Origin of the sequence: Chitinophaga sp. 22308, assembly GCF_052045305.1 — a bacterium.
Classification (GTDB): domain Bacteria; phylum Bacteroidota; class Bacteroidia; order Chitinophagales; family Chitinophagaceae; genus Chitinophaga; species Chitinophaga varians_A.
The window spans coordinates 392,076-409,434 of the sequence record NZ_JBQEOP010000005.1; the positions used below are offsets into that span (position 1 = coordinate 392,076).

General features: G+C 48.8%; 13 protein-coding genes and 1 tRNA gene. 10 read left to right on the top strand and 4 right to left on the bottom strand.

Annotation, left to right across the window (positions count from 1 at the left end; all coding sequences use genetic code 11):
* Nucleotide 1 precedes the first annotated feature (1 nt).
* Nucleotides 2-367: a DUF779 domain-containing protein gene (locus tag ACTJJS_RS21810; RefSeq protein WP_168871877.1), complete on the top strand. Its 366-nt coding sequence runs from the start codon at nt 2-4 to the stop codon at nt 365-367.
* Between the two features lie 53 nt (nt 368-420).
* Here ACTJJS_RS21810 and ACTJJS_RS21815 read toward each other — a convergent pair whose 3' ends face one another.
* A complete protein-coding gene (locus tag ACTJJS_RS21815) occupies nt 421-1,377 on the bottom strand; it encodes a Fic family protein (protein ID WP_440665246.1) in 957 nt (318 codons plus the stop codon).
* A gap of 315 nt (nt 1,378-1,692) precedes the next feature.
* On the opposite strand from ACTJJS_RS21815, the gene ACTJJS_RS21820 reads away from it, so the two are divergent.
* From ACTJJS_RS21820 to ACTJJS_RS21830, 3 genes are all read left to right on the top strand, one after another.
* Nucleotides 1,693-1,887, top strand: coding sequence for a hypothetical protein (locus tag ACTJJS_RS21820; RefSeq protein WP_168871875.1), 195 nt, complete (start codon nt 1,693-1,695; stop codon nt 1,885-1,887).
* Complete coding sequence (locus ACTJJS_RS21825; RefSeq protein WP_440665247.1) at nt 1,863-2,462, top strand: hypothetical protein; 600 nt, start codon at nt 1,863-1,865, stop codon at nt 2,460-2,462. The genes ACTJJS_RS21820 and ACTJJS_RS21825 overlap by 25 nt, the downstream gene beginning before the upstream one ends.
* Nucleotides 2,463-2,683: 221 nt before the next feature.
* Nucleotides 2,684-3,793 carry a serine hydrolase domain-containing protein gene (locus tag ACTJJS_RS21830; RefSeq protein WP_440665248.1) on the top strand — a complete coding sequence of 370 codons (1,110 nt, stop codon included), beginning with the start codon at nt 2,684-2,686 and terminating at the stop codon, nt 3,791-3,793.
* Nucleotides 3,794-3,842: 49 nt separating this feature from the next.
* Here the strand turns inward: ACTJJS_RS21830 and ACTJJS_RS21835 are convergent.
* Nucleotides 3,843-3,913: transfer RNA gene (locus tag ACTJJS_RS21835), tRNA-Gln, on the bottom strand.
* Nucleotides 3,914-3,975: 62 nt separating this feature from the next.
* Complete coding sequence (locus ACTJJS_RS21840; RefSeq protein WP_440665249.1) at nt 3,976-5,667, bottom strand: hypothetical protein; 1,692 nt, start codon at nt 5,665-5,667, stop codon at nt 3,976-3,978.
* A 94-nt stretch (nt 5,668-5,761) separates the two neighbouring features.
* Here ACTJJS_RS21840 and ACTJJS_RS21845 point away from each other — a divergent pair, with 94 nt between their 5' ends.
* The 6 genes from ACTJJS_RS21845 to ACTJJS_RS21870 all read left to right on the top strand — a co-directional run bounded on the left by ACTJJS_RS21845 (nt 5,762) and on the right by ACTJJS_RS21870 (nt 16,224).
* Nucleotides 5,762-6,634, top strand: coding sequence for a hypothetical protein (locus ACTJJS_RS21845; protein ID WP_440665250.1), 873 nt, complete (start codon nt 5,762-5,764; stop codon nt 6,632-6,634).
* A 299-nt stretch (nt 6,635-6,933) separates the two neighbouring features.
* Complete coding sequence (locus ACTJJS_RS21850; RefSeq protein WP_440665251.1) at nt 6,934-8,535, top strand: NAD(P)/FAD-dependent oxidoreductase; 1,602 nt, start codon at nt 6,934-6,936, stop codon at nt 8,533-8,535.
* 155 nt (nt 8,536-8,690) lie between these two features.
* Entirely contained in the window at nt 8,691-9,281 is a 591-nt protein-coding gene (locus tag ACTJJS_RS21855; protein ID WP_440665252.1) for an RNA polymerase sigma-70 factor, read from the top strand.
* 159 nt (nt 9,282-9,440) lie between these two features.
* Nucleotides 9,441-10,604, top strand: coding sequence for a FecR family protein (locus tag ACTJJS_RS21860; RefSeq protein WP_440665253.1), 1,164 nt, complete (start codon nt 9,441-9,443; stop codon nt 10,602-10,604).
* 190 nt (nt 10,605-10,794) lie between these two features.
* Nucleotides 10,795-14,466, top strand: coding sequence for a SusC/RagA family TonB-linked outer membrane protein (locus tag ACTJJS_RS21865; RefSeq protein ID WP_440665254.1), 3,672 nt, complete (start codon nt 10,795-10,797; stop codon nt 14,464-14,466).
* A gap of 18 nt (nt 14,467-14,484) precedes the next feature.
* Nucleotides 14,485-16,224 carry a SusD/RagB family nutrient-binding outer membrane lipoprotein gene (locus tag ACTJJS_RS21870; protein WP_440665255.1) on the top strand — a complete coding sequence of 580 codons (1,740 nt, stop codon included), beginning with the start codon at nt 14,485-14,487 and terminating at the stop codon, nt 16,222-16,224.
* Nucleotides 16,225-16,302: 78 nt separating this feature from the next.
* On the opposite strand, the gene gap is transcribed toward ACTJJS_RS21870, so the two are convergent.
* Complete coding sequence (gene gap / locus ACTJJS_RS21875) at nt 16,303-17,310, bottom strand: type I glyceraldehyde-3-phosphate dehydrogenase (protein ID WP_440665256.1); 1,008 nt, start codon at nt 17,308-17,310, stop codon at nt 16,303-16,305.
* Between the last annotated feature and the right edge of the window lie 49 nt (nt 17,311-17,359).

Below are 17,359 nucleotides of genomic sequence, written 5' to 3' on the forward strand. Positions count from 1 at the left end.
TATGAGTGTCGCCCGTGTTATCGCTACCGAAAAGGCCGTCGCGCTGGTCCATGAGCTACAGCGTAGCCATGGTCCGTTGATGTTCCATCAAAGCGGCGGCTGTTGCGACGGGAGCCAGCCCATGTGTTTCAAAGCAGGCGAATTTATTACCGGCAGCAGTGACGTATGCCTTGGAGAAGTGGAGGGCTGCCGGTTTTATATGCATCGCGACCAGTTTGAATACTGGAAACATACCCGGTTGATTTTGGACGTCACACCCGGAAGAGGTAGCAGCTTCTCGCTGGAAATACCACTGGGTGTGCGATTTTATATCAGGTCGGAAATTTTTACAACAGATGAACTGAATGATCTTGAGCCCGTAATATAGTATATCGCAGGCGGGCCGTTTGACGGCCTGCTTTTTATTTTTTGTCTGCGTATCTAAACAAATTGGTAAACCGTCGTATTTTTTTCCCCATACATTTTCAAAACGTTCTCATCAACTGCTGCTTTCAAATCCCTACTGGCCGTAGCCGCTGATAGTTCAGTGTAGTGCTTCATGTAATCTTTCCTCGTAAAAGTTGCGCTGCCAATGGCTTTTTGAAAACCTGCTATCCGGTCATTTACAGTCAATTTCACAGGTCTGACTTCAGCTAGTTCATCAAGCGCTTCTTCAATAACTGACAACATAAACTCAATGAACACAGTAGATTTTCCGGTTTTATCAGCGATACCAAGTGCTTTATAATATTCGGTTTGCCGGTTTTTTACGATATGCTCTATAGGCAGAAATTCAAATACCGGATATTGCTCCATTAAAATAACAGTCTGCCAAAAACGTCCCATTCTGCCATTACCATCCATAAACGGGTGAATGAATTCTATTTCATAATGGAAAACACAACTTTTGATCAACGCTAATTCGTCGGTATTTTTCAGATAGGTAAACAAATCATTCACCAATGACTTGACCATAGGTCCCGGGGGGGCTACATGCGTTACTTTGGCTCCTTTCACGATACCAACGGCCCGATTCCTTAATGTCCCCGGAGATGCGACTAATCCGGACATCAAAATCCGGTGCGCTTTTAAAAACGACGCCTGGCTGACGGATTTAAATCCGGGTAAACTATCATACAGTTTAATGGCATTCATGACCTCGAGTATGTCCTTTTGGGGGGCCAACACCCGTTTATTATTCAAAATAGCGGTTACCTGTTCTTCCGAAAGCGTATTACCCTCGATTTCGAGAGAAGACTGTATGGTCTTTATCCTATTTGCCTTGCGTAGTGTGGCCGGCACCCGCTGCAGGTGGGTAGCGTTAATGGCTCCTATCTTCTCTGAAATTGAGACAATCAGCTTCAAAATGTTATCGGTAATATCGTATGGCGGTTTCATTTTCTCAATTTGATAGTATCATTTGATAGTATCAAATGATACTATCAAATGTAATACATTTTGGTGCAAAAAGAGCAGGCTGATTATCATTGCCCTCATGGGCCGTGAGCGTTTTTCCCCTCTATTTATAATCTGGCTTGACCCAAAAAAAATTTTCTACAGCAAAAAATCCTGCAAAACGAAGAAGGACCGAAATAAGAAGCAAAATTAAATGATAAATATTTTATCATCATAACACATTATTTTTCATTAACATTTGATTTACAAAGTGCAGAAAGATGGTGTAGTACATTTGTATCAACAACAAACCATTATATGAAAAACTCACGATCATCCTACGAATCAAAAGAAATAAAGGAGCTCTCCAGAGCCATGAAAAAATACTCGGCAGAACTGGCCAAAGACCCTAAAGCAGCTAAAGCCTTTTTGGTTGCAGCAGGTATTATCACAGAAAAAGGAAATTTCAGGGCACCATATAAAGGCTTATGTATTCTTCTAGACCAGGCTTAATAACCGCTTTTCATGGATGTGATGAAAGTCTCGCTCACAAAGTAATATCGGGGCAAGTCGAGCTCAGAAGTAGCCATAATAAATATGATTGGATAGGTCATGGCATCTATTTCTGGGATAGTAGCCCTTCCAGAGCATTTGAGTTTGCAAAATTCCTGGGCCAAAACAGGAGAAAAAAGTCAATCACGCGGCCAGCTGTAATCGGTGCTGTTATTGACCTCGGATTATGTTTGGATTTACTCGATTATCAAAACTTAGCGTTATTAAAAACAGCCTATAGTATACTACGCGAGTCCTGTAGTGCCATTGGAAAAAATATGCCAGCAAATAAGCCAGCATTGGGGAATCAGGACTTATTACTGCGCGTGGATTGTGCAGTAATAGAAATGGTACACCAATTTCAACGGCATCAAAATATTCCGCCATTTGATTCTGTTCGGGGAGTATTCTGGGAAGGGAAAGAATTATATCCCAATGCAGGCTTCCGTGAAAAAAATCATATTCAGATCTGCATCAGAAATCCTAATTGCATCAGAGGCTTTTTCCTTCCACGGCAAAAAGTCCACTGGCCTTGAAATATACTTATCATATGACCTTGGTGGTACAAAGAAAAACTCAAAGTTAATAGCTTTCATTACCTCCAAGCCATCTCTGCCAACCCCATCTTTCCTTGTCCTCCCAAACCCTCAAATAATCTCCCGTCTCTCGTAGGGGTAAATTTCCCGCTCCCCGTCGTATTACAGCATGCTTATATTTTAAGGGAATTCCCACATCATCATTGAAAAATCCATCTATCATGAGAAACATCATTCCCATTCTCTTAGCCGTTTTATTTTGCTCCTGTCATAATAACGATGATCTGCCCGCTCCTGAAATACCAGACCAGGAAACAGGCACTTTCGACGAAGCCAACATAGACAAAAATAAAATCATCTCGCTCGAAAACGACATTAACAACGGCAAATACAACATTCACAGCCTTATCATCCTGCGAAAAAACAAACTCATCTACGAACAGTACTTTGCAGGAGACGATGCTGTATTCCCTACACCAGTAGGGAAAATACCGCATACACGTGACAGCCTGCATGACTGCCGGAGCGTCACCAAAAGCATCGTATCTGCCTGTGTAGGCATCGCGCTGGCACAAGGAAAAATCAAAAGCGTGGATGATAAGATCTTCGATTACTTTCCAACCTACCGCCAGTATGCTACCGGCGATAAAGCCGATATCACTATCCGCCACCTGCTGACGATGAGCTCGGGGCTGGAGTGGAACGAGCGCGTGTCTTACGATGATCCTGCCAACGCCGAACGGCAAATGCTGGAAGCACAAGATCCCACCGGCTTTGTATTGCAATGTAAGAGCGCCGCCAAACCCGGCACCGTTTTCAACTACAGCGGTGGTAACACCCACCTGCTCGGACAAATCGTGGAACGGACTACGGGCATGAGCATACGCGATTTCGCCAGCCGATATCTTTTTCAGCCACTGGGCATCACAAACTTCCTCTGGAGCGCACGTGCCGACGGTATATACTGGATGCCTTCAGGGTTGCGTATGCGCCCGCTGGACATGGTACGCATAGGCCGTCTCTATATGCAGCAGGGACAATGGAAAGGACAACAGCTCATCCCCGCAGCATGGATCACCCAATCCACCAAATGGATCGTTGATTCCGATGAAAAGAACGTTGGCTACGGCTTCCAGTTCTGGTGCTCCAAACCACAGGTGGCAGGTCAACCGGTGGACATGGTCCAGGCAGAAGGCAACGGTGGCCAGACCATCGCCATGATACCTTCATTGGACCTGGAAATTGTGATGACAGCCGGTTACTACAATGACGTAACAGATCAGGCGAATCAGGTGCTGGTGAGAGATGTGTTGGGCGCGGTGAAGAAATAAGGAAGTGATATAAACGCAAAAACCGCTCTGAGAGCGGTTTTTGTATCTGTTGCCCGACCTGGATTCGAACCAAGACAAAGCGAGTCAGAGTCGCTTGTACTACCGTTATACTATCGGGCATTGTCAATTCAGGAACGCGAAGGTATAACATTTCCACTAATTGTCAAATTTTTTTTGAAAATCTAGAAATTAAACTCCCGCGACTGCATATTCACCCTGAATCCTACGGTATAAAAGAAAGTGTTCGACTTAGGCTGGTCCTGCACGTTATAGGTACGATAAGTGGCATTCAGGTCAATGAACATATTCTCAAAAATCTCCCACGATGCACTCAGCGCGGCCATAGTGCTGTTCACCGGGATACCGCTGCCGATATGGAACCCGTAGTCCCGTGGCCGCGTGTTGTAACTGCGAAACACATCACTGCCGAAGTTTATCCCGGCAGAATCCAGCCCCTGTACGTGGTACATCAGTTTACCGGTAAGGTACAGTCGCGGCCACGGCTGATAACGGGCAACACCGATAAACTCCTTCAGGTTGGCGCCCAACGGATGCGCCAGCGGCTGATTGTAATGCACCAGGTTAGTGGTACTGTCGTAATTAGTGTAGGTAAATGGCCGTATATAGTTGACTTCCGCCTGCAGATCAAGGTTACGGACACCCAGGGCATTGATATATTTGGCGCCCAGCTGCACGCCTTGTTTGTTGACAAACGAACCGCGACTGTAATGCAACACCTCTTTCGTGACAAATTCATTGATCAACAGCTGGCCATACAACTGCACCGACCTCGCGATATTAGCTTTAAAATCAAAGCCCACATTGGCTTTGCCTGCGGCACCCAGCTGTTGTTCCACCGACCGGTAAAAAATAACCGGATTGAGGTAACTCAGCTGTAGACCATTTTTCCCGTCTTCCATCACGTTTTCATAGAAACCGAGGTTTAGCCATTTGGTCACCTGCAGGCTCAGGTGATGCATCATCATATAGTTGCGGGGCCGCATCTGGCGCCCGTCTGAGCCGTAAGGAGGGAATGGCGCAATGGTCTGCGCAAAAATATTCTCATAGTCAAACTTCCAGATACGGGTGCTGATACGCAGGTACAGGAAATTATTGCTGAAATCGCTGAGGAAAAGACTGCGGAAGCCGTTACCGATAAACAGTTTATCGTAGGCAAACTGGATATCAAAATATTTGGCGGCGTTGAGGGAGATACCGCCCCGCGCATCGAAGTAGTCGTAGCCGTTGTGGTTGTAATTTTTGTAGAAACCCGCGCCTGGCACGGCATCAAAACGGGTCACAAAATCACGCACATAAGCGGGGTCACGCTCCTGGTTATCTGTCAGCACAGTATAAAAACCCAGCTTACCGGCGATATTCCCTCTCAGCACCAGTCCGCGGCTGTTGACGAAAATACTGCCAGTACCATCGTTGGCGCCGCCGTATTGCAGGTTCAGCAAAGGGTTAATGGACAGTTTGAAATTGCTCGTATTGACGGCATACAAGGATGCAGGCGTGCGGTAGAAATTTTTCAGCACCGGCTTTACGGCAAAGGAATCAGCGTAGGCTGGCGCCCATTCCCAGTTATCCATCAACAGATGACGAATATTGTAACGGTCGGTAGATGTTAAGGCAAACGGCAACATACCGGCCCTGTCCAGCGAATCGAGGTACAATGCCCGCTCAGTTACCTTCCGGCGGTCATACGGCTTCATGGTGGTAAAGCCTAACAGGGTATCGTTTTTGGTGAGTACGTCCAACCTGTCCAGCAGCTGGTATTGTTTGTTGCCCAGGTTGATATAATCCGACTGGGCAAAGGCTGGCCGGGCCAGCAGGGTCCCCATAAGGGCCACACAGTATAGCAGGTGTTTCATGAGCAAATATTGGCCGAAGGTAGCCCCACTTTCGACTAATGTTCATTAGATTAGGATTAGAAATATGACATCATATTTTTAAGTAAATTGCCCTATGCGATTACCTGTTCTGCTGACTGTCCTGCTGTTGACCGGCACATTTTCCGCCACTTTCGCGCAGGCCACCAAAGACAATACTGCTGTCAAACCCATTGTATTGGGCCATGTCACTTCCGGCAAGATCACGGAAGCATCCGGTATTGCCTCCAGCAGCACGCTGCCGGGTTATTACTGGACGCACAACGACAGTGGCAACAAACCGGAAGTTTTCCTGCTGGACCATCAGGCCAATCTCGCCTGCACGGTCAAACTGGATGATGTCAGCAACCGGGACATGGAAGATATTGCAGAAGGCATGGGCCCCGTGAAAGGCAAACATTACGTGTATGTGGCGGATATCGGCGACAACAAAGGGGCACGTAAACATATCCGTATCTATCGCTTTGAAGAGCCCACGGCGGTAACAGAAAAATCGCTGCATATCCGCCCGGACGTGCTCACCCTCAAATACCCCAACGGTCCAAGGGACGCAGAAACACTGCTCATCGATCCTATCGGCAAAAAAATCTATATCGTCAGCAAAAGAGAATCAAAAGTCAGCCTTTATAAAACCAACAACCTGCTGTTTAAAGACGGCGACAAAGCCCAGCTGCAGAAACTCATCACCCTGCCCTACACGTGGGTCACTTCCGGCGATATCTCCAAAGACGGCCGCCATATTGTGATTAAAACACTCACAGATATCTACTACTGGCACCGTAATGCTAACGAGACCGTGGAACAGGCCATGGCAAAACCCGCACAACTACTCCCCTACACAATCGAAAAACAGGGCGAAGGCATTACCATCACACCTGGTAACGATGGTTACGTTACTATCAGCGAAGGAGAAGACGCTCCGGTGTACTTCTACAAGTGGAAATTCTAAGAACCGTAACCGTTGCTGAACCGCTATTTCAGTACTGTTTTTTATAATTGTATACGTGGCAAATAAGCGCTGCCGCGTGACCCTGTAATAAACCCTCAAAAACCAGGCTGTCCGTTAAAACAGGAAGGCCTGAGATAAACCATTTTACTATGCCAGCTAAAGCGTTCACCACTATTCTTTTGCATGTTCGGGGAGCGCCCCCGCCTTTTCCGATACCCCAAAACACGCCGGTATAACCGAAACGCACTACTTACTACCCCGTCCTCAAATAACTATTCACCATCAATCGATGTTATCTCATGCAAAAGAAAGCCATTATCATCGGTGCAGGGCCTGCCGGCCTTACTGCTGCCTATGAACTGCTCCAACGCACAGATATAATGCCCATCATCCTGGAAAAAAGCACAGATATTGGCGGCATTTCCAAAACGGTCAACTATAAAGGCAACCGTATCGATATAGGCGGACACCGGTTCTTCTCGAAGTCCGACCGCGTAATGGACTGGTGGATGACCGTCATGCCGCTCGACAAAGAAGCGGCTGAAATATTCACCATCAGCTACCAGCAAAAAACAAGGGAAATAAAAGCACCACAGAAAAACGGGGAAACAGACACCCTCGTCGCAGAAAACCCCGACCTGGTGATGCTGGTCAGAAAACGCCTGTCCCGTATCTACTTCCTGAAGAAATTCTTTACCTATCCTATACAGCTGTCTATCGATACGCTGCGCAAACTGGGCATCATGACCACCATCCGGATCATGATCTCCTACCTGTACGCACAACTGTTTCCCAAAAAACCGGAGAAGTCGCTGGAAGATTTTATGATCAACCGCTTCGGGAAAACACTTTACCTGCTGTTCTTCAAACACTATACAGAGAAAGTATGGGGTGTTCCCTGTAATGAAATATCCGCTGAATGGGGCGCGCAACGCATCAAAGGCATCTCTATCGGCAAAGCAATTGCCCATGCCGCCAAAGCCGCCTGGAACGCCAGCAAGCCCAAAGACATCAAACAGAAAAATGTGGAGACAAGCCTTATAGAACAGTTCCTCTATCCCAAACACGGCCCCGGCCAACTCTGGGAAGAAGTGGCCCGCCAGGTGACCTCGCAAGGCGCCACACTGCTGATGCAACACGATGTGGTGGGCATCCGCACAGAAGGCAACCGTATCACGGCCATCGAAGCACTGGATAAAACCACCGGCGAAAAAACCGTGCTGGAAGGAGACTACTTCTTTTCCACCATGCCGGTACAGGAACTGGTGGCAGGCCTTAAAGCCGATGTGCCGGCCCATGTCCGCGAAATAGCTGCCGGCCTGCAATACCGCGACTTCATCACCATCGGTATCCTGCTGAAAAACCTTAGCTTCGAAGATGCTAAAACACACCACCATCAACCTATTACACTCAACGATACCTGGATCTATATCCAGGAAAAAGATGTGAAAGTAGGAAGGCTGCAACTGTTCAACAACTGGAGCCCCTTCATGGTGAAAGATCCGACCACCACCTGGGTAGGCATGGAATATTTCTGTAACAAAGGCGATGACTTCTGGGAACTGACCGACAACGAAATCAGGGAAACAGCCATACACGAACTATGCAAAATAGGGCTGGCCCGAAAAGAAGATGTGCTCGATGCCACCGTGCTTCGTATGGAAAAAACCTATCCGGCCTATTTCGGCACTTATACTCGGTTCGATGAAGTACGCCACTATCTCGACACCTTCGGCAACCTCTTTCTGGTAGGCCGCAACGGCATGCATAAATACAATAACTCCGACCACTCCATGCTGACGGCCATGGTGGCGGTAGACAACATCGCTGCCGGTATCACCGATAAAGCCAATATCTGGTCTATCAACACCGAACAGGAATATCACGAAGAGAAAAAATAACAACCCGTTAACCAAAGCGAAGGTTATACAAGGCAATCCCTGTATGATCTTCGCATTTTTATGTGCATTTTTTCGCATTCCGGTTTTGGTAATTCGTAATTGTCTATATTTATCCTGTCATCAACCAAAATAGAGAGCCGTTTATAGTTTTTCATTTGGACAATAAACCATTAAATAGTGAACTCGATTTACTATTATTAGTATCGCAAGGCGATGAAGCCGCGTTTGCCCGGCTGTTCCATACCTACCACCAAAGACTCGGCGCCTTTGTATTTCAGCTCACCGGCTCCCTGTCCATGGCGGAAGAAATTGTACAGGAAGTCTTTATCCGCATCTGGGAAAAGCGCGATAAACTCAGCCAGGTAAGCCATTTCCATCCCTATCTTTATACAACGGCTAAAAACTATACCTTCTCTTTCCTTAAAAAACTGGGCCGCGAACTGGAACACAAACAACAGTGGGAAATGACTGTCACCGCCGATACCGGCAATCCGTTTGAAGAAACCATGGATGCCCGCTATCGCCGCATCATTGATGAGGCCATTGAAGAACTGCCCGCACAAAGACAACGGGTGTATCTGCTCAGTCGTGATGAAGGCCTGCGACAGGCTGAAATCGCGGAACGGATGGCGATCTCCCGGGAAACCGTGAAAAAACATATGGTGCTCGCCCTCCGGGCCATCCGCAGTTATGCGCTCACACACCCGGAAACGAACCTGTTACTGCTGTTGTTCCTGCCTAAATAATTATTTTTCCTTCGGGAGATGACCACCCGGCTTTTACTTCTTATATATCGATTTCCCCCCGGGAGATGACCACCTGCTGCTCTCTGAAAAAATTTTTTTTCACCCATTACCTCTTTTTATCCCTTCCCGCTGTCTATATAGACAGACGCACTTTTGCAGATGGACAACAACAGATTAAAATACCTGTTAAGCCAGTACACCACCCGTACGGCCACTTCCGCTGAACTGGAAGAGCTGAAGACATTTCTTGGCTCCGACGACCAGGACGCACAGCTCGAATGGATGATAGAAGAGGCATGGGTACAATCCGCTGAAACAGACCAACCTGTATTCGACACCCAGTCGGATACGATGCTGGCCCGTATCCTCTCTGCAAAAGTTACCAAACGCCCGTTAGCTAAAACGTTTTATAGAAGCTACAGGGCCGCAGCAGCCATCCTGCTGCTGGTACTGGCCGGCGCCACCATCCTCTTTACGCGCCAACGTAAAAAAACAGCGCCGGTAACAGCAGCACAGCATAAAGTTTTTCAGCCCGGCTCAGATAAAGCCATCCTCACGCTGGCCAATGGTCAAACCATTGAACTGGACAGCAATATGAACGGACAGATAGCACAACAGGGACAGGTAAGCCTGCAAACCAATGCCGGCCGGCTGATCTATAAATCACCATCCGCCCCGGCCAACGCTACTGTCAGCTGGAATACGCTCCGTACCCCTAAAGGCGGTCAATACAGCCTCGTACTCCCCGACGGCTCACGGGTATGGCTCAACGCAGCTTCATCGCTGCAATACCCCACCACCTTCACCGGACCAACAAGACAGGTGACCCTCAACGGGGAAGCCTACTTCGAAATCCAACCCAACGCTGCCCAGCCGTTTTTTGTCACCACCGGCGAAACAGCCGTGGCGGTTCTCGGCACCAGCTTCAACATCATGGCCTACAACAATGAGAATAACATCAAAACAACACTTTTACAGGGATCTGTCAAGGTAAGCCGGCAATCGGCCCATCATCTCCTTAAACCAGGACAACAATCACTGATCAACGAAAACGGCACCATGGAAATCATCGACCATGCCGATACCGACCTCGCTGTAGCCTGGAAAAACGGCCTCATCTCCTTCAGAAGCGCCGATATCCGCACTATCATGCGACAGGTAGAACGCTGGTACAATATTGAAGTAGTGTTTAAAGGAGAGGTGCCCACCCGTACCTTCACCGGTGACATCCCAAGAACAGCAGATCTGTCGGCACTTTTACGCTTGTTAGAAATCAGTAAGATCCATTTCAAACTGGAAGAGGAAAAATTAATCGTCATGTAGTTAAAACAACTTTAGCATTATTTAAAACACAACCAAAATCAAATTGTACGACATGCACAAAGGTCCCTAAGAGATCTGTGCCGCCACGGTATAAAAAACCAGGAGCGCTCTCACCCGCCCCTGGTAAAATGCCTGAGCCGGTGTGACACTTCTCTGTATCCAACTTTATCAACTCAAACATCCCAAATGTATGAAATATTGCCAGCATGCAAGGCCCTTCCGTGTGCCAGGGCTACGCTCAACCATGCCTGACCGTTCACTTGTTACAGGCAAATCCGGTGCACATCTCACCTTCAAAAAAAGACTGATCATGCAACTCAAAATAGTCACCTTGTTGCTGACAGTAGCCTGCCTGCAAATCAGTGCCAGGTCTATGTCACAACAGATCACACTATCCCGGAAACATGCATCTCTCCTGAGCGTTTTTGAAGACATCAAAAAACAATCTGGATACAGTTTCTGGTATGAAGACATCATGCTGAAAAAAAGCAAACCGGTAGATATACAACTGCAAAACGCCTCGCTGGAACGTACCCTGGCAGCCATCTTCCAGGACCAGCCCTTTTCGTATGAAATCATCGGCAAAGTGATCGCGCTGAAAGAAAAACAAACCAGCGCAGAAACAAAGGAGCCTGCCCCGGAGTTTACACAGGACAAACGGAAAATAACCGGTACCGTAAAGGACAGTACCGGCACCCCTATCCCCGGTGTTACCTACCTCGTAAAAGGAACTAAAACCGGTGGCGCCACAGACGCCTCCGGACACTTTTCCGTTGAAGCGCCACAGGGGACCGTAGTACTGGTGTTCTCCTCCATCGGCTTCCAGCCCACCACTGTTACCGTGGGCAGCTCCAACACCGTCAACGTGGTACTGCACGCTGCCTCCAGCGGCCTCAATGAAATGGTGGTGACCGCCCTCGGTATCAAACGCCCTAAAGGCACACTGGGATACGCTATCAGCACCATCCAGGGTGAAGAACTGACCAAAGCCGGTACCACCATGAACCCATTCCTCGCCCTCTACGGTAAAGCTGCCGGCGTAGGCGTGAACATGGGCGCTTCCGGTCCACAGGGCGGTATCAAAATCAATATCCGCGGCGCAGCCAGTATGAACCCCGACCAGAACATCCGCCCGATGTTTGTGGTAGACGGTGTTATCCTCAGCGACCGTAAAACATCTATCGGCGGAAGCGTAGGCCAGGGCTTCGATTACGGCGCAGGTATCAACGATATCAACCCTTCCGATATCGAATCCATGGTTATCCTCAAAGGCGCTAAAGCGACCGTACTGTATGGCAGCGATGCGGCCAACGGCGTCGTGCTCATCACCACCAAAAGCGGCCGTAACAGCACCGGTATGGGTATGACCGGCTCAATCCAATACACCAACGAGCAACCGGTATCTTACCTGAAACTGCAGGACCAGTACGGCCTTGGTGACAATATCTACGATACCGTATATGCTACCGTGAACGGCCAGAAAATCAGGACCATCCCTAACAAACGCTTTAGCTTCGGTCCTAAATTCGATGGCGCCAACGCTATGTTCTACGATAGCTCCATGGTAAAAAATTCACCGCACACCAACAACTTCCTGTCACTCTTTAATACCGGCCGTTCCACTACCGGTAACGTGGCCATCGCCGGCAGCAACGACAAAGGAAGCGTGCGTGCATCTTATACCAACTACTACTATAAAGATATCAACGGCGACAACTCCTGGCAGAAAAGAAACACCTTCAGCTTCAACGCCAACTACAAAGCCTCCAATCTCGCCAGCTTCGAAGTGATCTCCAATATCTACAACATCACCAGCATGAACCGCCGCGGTTCCAACGATGGTTCTGTAGCCTGGGGCCTGCCGCTGGATTACGATTACAAGCTGATCTACCCTTTCTATACCGATCAGACAGGATATAAACGCGACCTCTCCCTCGCCGGCGTGCCTACCGCGTTCTCCAACCTGGGCGCCTTCATGTGGGACCGCTCACAAAACTCCCTGAAAGACGACAAGGTGCACATGATCACGTCTGCCAAAGTAACGCTGAACTTCACCCCGCACCTCTTTCTCGTGGGACAGGCCGGCCTTGACTATGACAACACCAATTACACCACCGAAAAGAGCGTGACCAGGATACTGCCCAGCGTTGCCGACGGTTCTTTCGGTATCGCCAAAGAAAACGCTACCGTACAAACCTACCAGGCGTTGCTGAACTACAACCGCTCGTTCATGCAGGACAGGCTGCACCTGTTTGCCTACACCGGTGGCGCCTACCGCCTGCGGTCTTCCGACTACCTCGGCAGTTCCACCATCGGCGGTCTCAACTTCGCAAACCTGTACTCTTTCAACAACGAATCCGGTACGCCGTCTGCTGCCAACCTGTATCAGATCAGAAGCTTCAACCGTGGCAACGACGTATTGTACAGCTGGCTGGGCTCCGCGTCCCTCTCCTGGAAAAGCGAGCTTACCCTCGAATTACAGGGCCGTATGGACTGGAACTCTACCCTGCCTCCTGAAAACAACAAATACTTCTACCCCGGCGTAGCCCTTAACTGGAACTATACCGAACGTTTCGCTATCCCTGGTATGAACAGCGGTACCCTCCGCCTGTCATGGGCCGATGTGGGCAACGGTACCAACCGTTACTTCGCCAACAACCTCTATAGCTTCACCCGGTTGTCCAATACCACCGCACTCTCTATCACACCACCGGACGCCATTCTGCCCGGCGCACTGAAACCGGAACGTAAAAGAGAGTTTGAAATCGGTATCAACAACTCCTTCTTTAAAGACAACCGCCTGACGATTGATTTCTCTGCGTATAGCAATCACCGTTACAACCAGATCTTCAACCTGCCTATCTCTCCCGCATCCAGCTCTACAGGGCTTAAAATCAACGTGGGCGACGTGAAAGCATGGGGACTGGAACTGGGCCTCACCGGTACGCCGCTCATCGGTAAAAACTACAGATGGGACATCACCGTGAACGCCGCCAGCCAGGGTTCCAAAGTAATGCGTCTCTATCCAGGCGTAACCAACAACCCCATCTCCAACCTGATCAACGGCTCTGCTGCTTCCATCCACGCGGATGAAGGACGCCCATACGGCGAAATCGTGATGTACGACTACCTCCGCGATGATGCCGGTAACAAAATCGTAGGTTCTAACGGCATGTATTCTCTCAACAACCAGAAGTCGATTGTTGCTGGTAACATCATGCCTAAATTCTACGGCGGTATCATCTCAGATTTCAACTACAGGAACTTCAACCTCCGCATCGGCCTCGATTACAAATCCGGCGGCACCATCTTCTCCTATACCAACAACCGTCTCACCGGCGTAGGTGAACTGGAAAGCACCCTTCAGTACAGGGATGAAGCACACGGCGGCCTTGCTTATTACTATGACGCCAACGGTAATATGATACCCTGGCAGCATAACCAGCCTGCTCCTGCCGGTGCGCAAAACGGCCGCGTATACCACGATGGTATCGTTCTTCCGGGTGTAATGCTGGACGCCAACGGCAAGTCTGTCCCTAATACACAGATGACCAACACGTCCACTTATTATGGCAGCTACGCCAACGACCTGGCCACTTCATTCCCGCCAGACCGCCTTTACAAAAACAACTACATCAAAGTAAGGGAAGTAGCGCTTTCCTATGAAGTACCACGCGATCTGGTAAAACGTGCGAAACTGCAAAAACTGGTTATCACCGCTGCGGCACGTAACCTGTTTTATCTCTATAAATCCATTCCCAACATCGATCCGGAAGGCGCGCTGGGTGCAGACTCCTATGTGGAAAACAGCATCTATCCAACACTGCGCACTTTCTCCCTGGGACTGAACGTTGCTTTCTAACGCATAAAAAAACACAACATGAAAAAATCATTCTTGTATATAGCCATGATGGCGACCGCCACCTTCACCGCGTGTAAGAAAGATGTGGAGAAACGGTTCTATGATCCGGACAAACTGAACGCCACCGTTACCGACGTAGTACCGGGGTTGTTCACACAGCTGATCACCAACAACAAAATATTTGTACAGGACTACGGAGAATGGTACTACCTCCTCAATGGCGGCACCAGCATTACCGGCTACGAACAGGTGGCACAACGGTACATCTCCTATCGTTACGATTGGTTCAGCAGCTATAACGATCTGGTAAGCGGCAACGGCTTCGATGATTTCCCCATCTCCGGCCAGTCTTATTTTCAGAACAGTTATACCAAACTGAAAAACTATGAAGTCATTAAAGACTCTGTGGAACTCCGTACCGGTCAACTGAAACAGGATGGCGATGTATACCTGAAACTGGCCACCTTCGTGAAGTTGTACCAATGCGGCAAACTGGTGGATTTCTTCAACTCCATCCCCTACTTCGACGCTTTTCAGGGCGTAAAAGGCGGTGCGCAATACCTCTTCCCGAAGTATGATGACCCTAAACAGGTGTACCAGTCAATCATCGCCGACCTGGGCGGGTTGGTCAACACACTGCCGACAGCTTTCAGCCAGATGTCCGCTCCCGCTAAAATAGTTTTCCAGCAACAGGATTACGCGTTTAAGGGAGACATCAACAAATGGGTGGCATTCATCAACTTCACCCGTCTGAAAATGCTGGTACGTATTGCCGGCGTGGATGAAGCATATGCCAAACCTTTGATACAGGAAGCATTAGGCAAACCGCTGCCTACCACCGATCTTACCTGGACCATGTGGTACAAGATAGATGTACTTGGTGGCGGCACCTGGCAACGTGGTCTTTATGAAAACACCTATGCGGCTTTCATTCCCAATATCATCATGAAACGGTTGAACTACGGTGACTCTACCTATCAACCCGGTATTGATGACCCACGCCTGCCGGTACTGGCGATGCCCACCAAATTCAAAGACTACCGTGGTGTGTCCGCCAATATCGAAGAGCAGACAGCACTCTATAACAGTGGGCAGAAGTATTACGCTTATGCAGATAACCTCACTTCTTCCCTGTCTACCAATGCTAAATCCATGTATAGCCATATCACGCTGCACCGCAATGAAAACCTGCCGGTGTACATGGTGACATTGGGTGAACTGGACCTGCTGCTGGCGGAAATTGCGCTGAAAAACCTCGGCAATACCGGTAAAGCCGCTGAAGAGCATATCAAAGATGAAGTGGTGCATTCCACCAGTTTCTGGTACTACCTTAATCAGCTCAGCACCTACGGACGGGGCACACGGGATTCCGTACTGTATCCTTCCAGGCCAACAGACGCTATTGTCTATGGCTGGGGCGACAATATCAAAGCCAAATTCCTGGCAGCGCCTACGCTGGAAGACAAAATGGAAATCCTGATGCAGCAGAAATACATTCACCTCAACCTGCTGCAACCTTATGAATTGTGGGCGGAGCTGAGAAGGACGCGGCACCCGAAACTGGAACCTTTCACCTGGCATGCTTCCGTATGGAAACCGATGCCTGAAAGAGTACACTATCCTACCGTGGAGCTGACCAACAATCCGGACAACTTCGCGAAAGTGGCTAACGAAAACAATACCACTTCTCCGATCTTCTGGGTACCTGCAAACCAACGTGGCGTTGTGCCTTACTGGAACAATTACAACTACCAGTAAACAATAGCTGATCACATAGAAATCCCCCATTGATAAAATATCAATGGGGGATTTTTTATCTATACCCAAAATGTTTAACTATCCCTGAGCTTCAACTGTAACGTAAGACGCGTTAGCCACCAATTCCGCAATGCGGTTGGAAATGCCAGCTTCATTATCATACCAGGCCACTACTTTCACCAGGTTGCCGATCACTCTTGTCATAGTGCCGTCTACAATCGAAGAATGGGTATTGCCCACAATATCAGCAGATACAAAAGGTTCTTCCGTGTATTCGAGAATACCATTCAGGTCTGTTTCCGCCTGCTGTTTGAACAAGGCATTGATTTCCGCAGCCGTAGCCGGTTTTTTCAGCACAAGCGACAGTTCAGCGATGGAACCGTCAATCACGGGCACACGGTAAGAAAAGCCGTCCAGTTTACCTTTCAATGCAGGCAACACATCACCGATAGCTTTCGCTGCGCCGGTGGTAGTTGGGATAATGGACTGCGTGGCTGCTCTCGCTCTTCTGAAATCCTTATGTGGGCCGTCCTGCAGCATCTGGTCCATGGTGAAGGCATGTACTGTGCTCATAAAGCCGGATTCTATGCCAAAAACTTTGTCCAGCAAAAACAGCGGAGGCGCGATACAGTTAGTGGTGCAGGAAGCGGTAGACAGAATTTCGTCTGTTGCCTCAATAATATCTTCATTCACGCCTGCCACGATGGTTTTCACGCCGCCGGAAGCCGGAGCCGTGATCAGTACGCGGCGGGCGCCGGCGCGGATGTGGGCCTGTGCCTGGTCTTTATGGGTAAACCTTCCGGTTGATTCGATCACCATATCCACGTCCAGTTTGCCCCAGGGCAAATTGGCGGGATCTTTTTCGTTGGTCAGCAGTATTTCTTTTCCGTTAACGATCAGGTGTTGGTCTGTATGGGAAACAGTGCCGGGGAACTTCCCGTGGGCGGTGTCATATTTGAAGAGGTGGGCCAGGATGTCAGCACCCATCAGGTCATTAATGGCCACTACTTCCACATTGTCTTTATGCTGTAAAGCTCTGAGGGTCATTCTTCCGATACGGCCGAATCCATTGATAGCTATTTTCATCGCTTGAATAATTTTGGTTACTGTACAAAAGTACCCCAACCGCCACTTG

Bases quoted from the DNA above. Each gene is read 5' to 3' on its own strand.
- ACTJJS_RS21820 (WP_168871875.1), top strand. From the start codon at position 1,693: ATGAAAAACTCACGATCATCCTACGAATCAAAAGAAATAAAGGAGCTC.
- ACTJJS_RS21840 (WP_440665249.1), bottom strand. From the start codon at position 5,667: ATGAAACACCTGCTATACTGTGTGGCCCTTATGGGGACCCTGCTGGCC.
- ACTJJS_RS21815 (WP_440665246.1), bottom strand. From the start codon at position 1,377: ATGAAACCGCCATACGATATTACCGATAACATTTTGAAGCTGATTGTC.
- ACTJJS_RS21850 (WP_440665251.1), top strand. From the start codon at position 6,934: ATGCAAAAGAAAGCCATTATCATCGGTGCAGGGCCTGCCGGCCTTACT.
- gap (WP_440665256.1), bottom strand. From the start codon at position 17,310: ATGAAAATAGCTATCAATGGATTCGGCCGTATCGGAAGAATGACCCTC.
- ACTJJS_RS21810 (WP_168871877.1), top strand. From the start codon at position 2: ATGAGTGTCGCCCGTGTTATCGCTACCGAAAAGGCCGTCGCGCTGGTC.
- ACTJJS_RS21870 (WP_440665255.1), top strand. From the start codon at position 14,485: ATGAAAAAATCATTCTTGTATATAGCCATGATGGCGACCGCCACCTTC.
- ACTJJS_RS21865 (WP_440665254.1), top strand. From the start codon at position 10,795: ATGAAATATTGCCAGCATGCAAGGCCCTTCCGTGTGCCAGGGCTACGC.
- ACTJJS_RS21845 (WP_440665250.1), top strand. From the start codon at position 5,762: ATGCGATTACCTGTTCTGCTGACTGTCCTGCTGTTGACCGGCACATTT.
- ACTJJS_RS21830 (WP_440665248.1), top strand. From the start codon at position 2,684: ATGAGAAACATCATTCCCATTCTCTTAGCCGTTTTATTTTGCTCCTGT.
- ACTJJS_RS21860 (WP_440665253.1), top strand. From the start codon at position 9,441: ATGGACAACAACAGATTAAAATACCTGTTAAGCCAGTACACCACCCGT.
- ACTJJS_RS21825 (WP_440665247.1), top strand. From the start codon at position 1,863: ATGTATTCTTCTAGACCAGGCTTAATAACCGCTTTTCATGGATGTGAT.